This is a genomic window from Allorhizobium sp. NPDC080224 (genome assembly GCF_050281005.1).
In the GTDB taxonomy this organism is placed as follows: Bacteria; Pseudomonadota; Alphaproteobacteria; order Rhizobiales; family Rhizobiaceae; genus Allorhizobium.
The window spans coordinates 1-4451 of record NZ_JBNNWJ010000017.1; the positions used below are offsets into that span (position 1 = coordinate 1).

The 4451-nt window shown below is 62.9% G+C and carries 5 protein-coding genes; 3 read left to right on the forward strand and 2 right to left on the reverse strand.

Features of this window, described 5'->3' with window-relative positions; all coding sequences use genetic code 11:
- Positions 1–243: 243 nt before the first annotated feature.
- The 3 genes from ACQKP1_RS25815 (at position 244) to ACQKP1_RS25825 (ending at position 3394) form a co-directional block, all read left to right on the forward strand.
- Complete coding sequence (locus ACQKP1_RS25815; RefSeq protein ID WP_198143212.1) at positions 244–852, forward strand: HdeD family acid-resistance protein; 609 nt, start codon at positions 244–246, stop codon at positions 850–852.
- 63 nt (positions 853–915) lie between these two features.
- Positions 916–1956 carry a patatin-like phospholipase family protein gene (locus tag ACQKP1_RS25820; RefSeq protein ID WP_035715050.1) on the forward strand — a complete coding sequence of 347 codons (1041 nt, stop codon included), beginning with the start codon at positions 916–918 and terminating at the stop codon, positions 1954–1956.
- Between the two features lie 4 nt (positions 1957–1960).
- Positions 1961–3394 carry a GntP family permease gene (locus ACQKP1_RS25825; protein ID WP_427277513.1) on the forward strand — a complete coding sequence of 478 codons (1434 nt, stop codon included), beginning with the start codon at positions 1961–1963 and terminating at the stop codon, positions 3392–3394.
- A gap of 36 nt (positions 3395–3430) precedes the next feature.
- On the opposite strand, the gene ACQKP1_RS25830 is transcribed toward ACQKP1_RS25825, so the two are convergent.
- Together ACQKP1_RS25830 and ACQKP1_RS25835 are read right to left on the reverse strand one after the other, a co-directional pair.
- Positions 3431–4030 (reverse strand): recombinase family protein, encoded by a 600-nt coding sequence (locus tag ACQKP1_RS25830; protein WP_427277511.1) that lies wholly within the window; start codon positions 4028–4030, stop codon positions 3431–3433.
- A 9-nt stretch (positions 4031–4039) separates the two neighbouring features.
- Positions 4040–4451, reverse strand: a 412-nt coding sequence (locus tag ACQKP1_RS25835; RefSeq protein WP_427277512.1) for a Tn3 family transposase, incomplete at its 5' end; no start/stop codon positions are given.

A 4451-nucleotide genomic window follows, 5' to 3' on the forward strand; every position in this document is an offset into this window, starting at 1 on the left:
TGGGAAACCCTTTCTCAGCCTCTCGTGCCGATGTCTCTTGACCTCGCGGCCTGACCGGAGCCAACGTTACATGCTCGGAGCGCGCTGCTCGCCAATTTCCACCACATTCGCGACACGACCGCATCATGGCGATGAAAAATTGATTGTCTGGCATGGGCTTCACGGTCCTGTGCCAATTTTGATCCATATCCGGCCCTGCGGGTCGGGGAAGGCAACACCCGCTGCCCGGCGGGAAGCACCCTGTTGAACAAGGAAGTCAATGCCATGCCGATCAGTCTTGCCGCCGCTGCACAGACCTACCGCGAAGCCGCGCGCGATGCGGTGCGCCGCCATTCGACCTTCCACCTGGTACAGGCGGCGCTGCTGGTCGTCGCGGGGATCGTCGCCATCGTCTTCCCGGCCTTTTCTTCGGCTGCTGCCGTCGTGGTGTTCGGCTGGCTGCTGATCGCCAGCGGCATCATTCAGGCCATCGGCCTGATCAGCGCACGCCATGCGCCGAACTTCTGGCTGCAGATCATCTCGGCCATACTTGGTGTGTTGCTGGGCATTCTGCTCTTGCGCAACATCGCGCAGGGGATGCTGCTGCTGTCGCTTCTGCTGATCATCTTCTTCATGATCGAGGGGATGTCGAAGGTTGTCTTCGCATTGACGATCCGTCCCTTGCCCAACTGGCTTTGGGTTTTTGCCAGCGGGGTGCTCTCGGTCGTGCTGTCGCTTGTGCTTTTTGCCGCGATGCCGGTCACTGCGCTGTGGCTGATCGGGCTGATGCTGGGGCTCGACCTCATCGCCATTGGCGCGGCCCTTGGTGCGATGGCGTGGAGGCTTCGCGGGCAAGCGGTGCCCGCCGCCTGATCCCCTAGGGCGCCCGGCTTCGGGCGCCATTTTCTTGCAATGAGTTGACTGAAAGGCGCCGAAATGGCCAGCAACCCGAAATCGCAGACGCGAAAAACCCTTCCCATCGACCTCGCCTTGCAGGGGGGCGGTTCGCATGGGGCGTTTACATGGGGCGTTCTGGACCGCATCCTCGAGGAAGACTGGTTCGAGATCGATGGCATTTCCGGCACCTCGGCCGGCGCCATGAACGCGGCAATCCTGGCGGCCGGCATGGCCACCGGCGGGCGGCAGACCGCGCGTGAGATGCTGACCGCCTTCTGGCGCCGGACGGCCGATGCCGCGCGCTTCAGCCCGTTCAAGCGCGGGCCGCTGGAGGTCCTGACGGGCAAATGGACGCTGGACAACTCGCCCGCCTTCATCGCCATGGATCTGATGGCGCGGCTGATCTCGCCCTATTCGCTGGGTGGGGCGGCAGGGAACCCGCTGCGCGACATCCTGACAGACCTGATCGATTTCGACGCGCTGGCGACCGGGCCGGTCAAGCTGTTCATCACGGCAACCAATGTGCACACCGGGCAAGGCAGGGTGTTCCGCAAGCATGAGGTGACGGCCGATGTGCTGCTCGCCTCGGCCTGCCTGCCATCGATGTTCCAGGCCATCGAGATCGACGGCGTGCCCTATTGGGACGGCGGCTATGCGGGCAACCCGACGATGACGCCGCTCGTGCGTGAATGTGAAAGCCTCGATACCGTTCTGGTGCAGATCAACCCGGTCGAGCGGCGCGAGACGCCGCGCACCGCGCGCGAGATCGCAAGCCGCCTGAACGAGATCTCTTTCAACGCCCAGCTACTGAAAGAGTTGCGGATGATGGCGCTGCTGCGCCGTGTCATCGACCCCGGCAATGGCGAGGCGCGGTACTGGAAAGAGATGCGCCTGCATCGCATCACCTCGGACATCATGGTGGACCTTGGACATTCCTCGAAGCTGAATGCCGAATGGGACTTCCTGAAGATGCTCTTCGACGAAGGGCGCCGCGCCGCCGAGGATTTCGGCCGCACCCATATTCAGGACATCGGGGTGCGTTCGACCTTCGATATCGACGCGCTGGCGGACGAGCTCTGACATGCTGGGTCTGCTGGGTATTCTGTTGGGCCTTGCCCTGATCATGGTGCTTGCGTTCCGCAGTTGGACAATCCTGCTGCTGGCGCCTTTGGCTGCTGCGGTGGCGGCGCTTTTTTCCGGTCAGCCGATGCTGGCGCACTGGACGCAGACCTTCATGCCTGCGGCGGCGGGGTTTGTGGCGCAGTTCTTTCCGCTTTTCCTGCTGGGCGCATTGTTCGGCAAGCTGATGGACGACAGCGGATCGGTTTCAGCGATCGCCGATTACATGACGCGCCGGCTCGGCCCCTCGCGGGCGATCCTTGCCGTGGTGGCTGCGGGCGCGATGGTCACCTATGGCGGTGTCAGCCTGTTTGTGGCGTTCTTCGTTCTGGCGCCAATGGGGCAGGCGCTGTTCAAGGCGGGAAGCGTGCCGCGCAGGCTGCTTCCGGCGGCACTCGCGCTTGGAACCTCGACCTTCACCATGTCGGCCATGCCGGGAACGCCTGCGATCCAGAACGCGATTCCGATGCCGTTCTTTGGTACCACCCCCTTTGCCGCACCTGGGCTTGGCATCATAGCCAGCATCATCATGGCGGCCATCGGCCTGGGCTGGCTTTCCTTCCGCGAACGTCAGGCCAAGGCGCGGGGCGAGGGTTATGGCGCGGCCGAAAAAGGCTCCGCCGTCTCGCGCGAGCTGGCCAGCACCGCACGCGAGTTTGACCCTGCCCAGATCAGCCGCGCCGGATCCTGGGGCGGGCGGCCACCGATCGGCCTGGCCATTCTGCCGCTGGTTCTGGTTGTCGTGGTCAACCTGATCCTGACGCAGTTCGTGCTGCCCAGCATGGATTTCGATTTCCTCTCGCAGCCCGCATGGGGCGAAACCACCCTGTCGGCTGTCGGCGGGGTCTGGTCGGTGGCGCTTGCGCTTCTGGTCGCCTGCATCGTGCTGGTTGCCATGAACCGGCGCCGCTTTCGCAATCTGCGCGAAAGCATCGACTCGGGCGCGACGGCCGCAGTACTTCCGATCATGAGCGTGGCAAGCCTTGTGGGGTTCGGCGCGGTCGTGGCGGCCCTGCCTGCGTTCGAGATGGTGCGGGACTGGGTTCTGGGCATCGGAGGCGGGCCGCTCGTGTCACTGGCGGTAGCGACGAACATCCTTGCCGCGTTGACCGGATCGGCTTCGGGCGGGATGACCATTGCGCTGCAGGCCCTTGGCCCCACCTTCATGCAGATCGCGTCAGACACAGGGCTGGACCCTGCGCTGATGCACCGGGTGGCCGTGATCGCCTCGGGTACGCTGGACAGCTTGCCGCATAATGGCGCGGTGGTCACGATGCTTGCGGTCTGTGGCTGCACGCATCGCGAAAGCTATCTGGACATCGTCATGGCCGCCATTGTCAGCGCGCTTGTTGCCCTTGTGGCCGTGATCGTGCTTGGCACAGCCTTCGGTTCCTTCTAACCCGGAGTCGGAACAAGATTTGCTAAAAATCGTACGCTAAGGCCGAACGGAGCGTGAACTCTCGTCCCGGACTCGCATGATGGTCTGACGACTGGTCCCGAATTTCCGGGCGATGGCGGAAACGCTCAGTTCGTTTGCCAGATCCTCCCGCACATCCTGCTTCTGTTCCTCGCTGAGTGTCGATGGCCTTCCGAGGGTTTTGCCTTCGGACTTCGCGCGCCTGAGGCCGGATTGGGTGCGTTCGATAAGCAGATCCCGTTCAAATTGCGCGACGGCGTTGAGGACCTGCATGGTCATCGTGCCGGAGGAACTTGTGAGATCGGCACCACCCAGGGCGAGACAGTAGACCTTCACGCCCATTTCCGAGAGCGTCTTGACGGTGGTGCTGACATCGATGGCGTCACGACCGAGCCGATCAAGCTTGGTGACAATGAGAACGTCGCCGGATTCCAGCCGGTCCATGAGTTTGGAAAAGCCACGGCGCTGCGCGATTGCCGTGCAGCCGGAAACTGTCTCGGTGACGATCCGGCGCGGCTCGACCTGAAAGCCGGCGGCCTCAATTTCCTGAATCTGGTTTTCGGTGGTCTGGCCGGTCGTGGAGACGCGGACATAGGGGCTCCGTGGGCATTTCTGCAATAATACCCGCTAAGGGAAAGCGAAGTTGTTTGGATTGAAACGGTTAGCGCGGATCGGCCTGAAGCGTTCGAGGGGTCGGTCAATTTCGTTCCAGAGATAGTCGCCGGTGAGTGCGATATGAGCCCAGGGAAGTGGTGCGACTTGGGAGAGCAGCTCGGCGGGAATATCGATGCCCTGGGTGCGGACATAATCGACAGCGCGGCTGAGATAGACGGTGTTCCACAGGATAATGGCGTTGACGACGAGGTTGAGACCTGACGCCCGATAGGCCATGGTTTCCGCCACGCGGTTGCGCAGCTCGCCAAGCTGGTGGAGGAAGACCGCCCGGGCAAGGGCGTGACGGCTTTCACCCTTGTTGAGGATGGCATGCGATCTGCGCCGGAGCTTGGTGTCGAGCAACCAGTCGCAGATGAAGATCGAG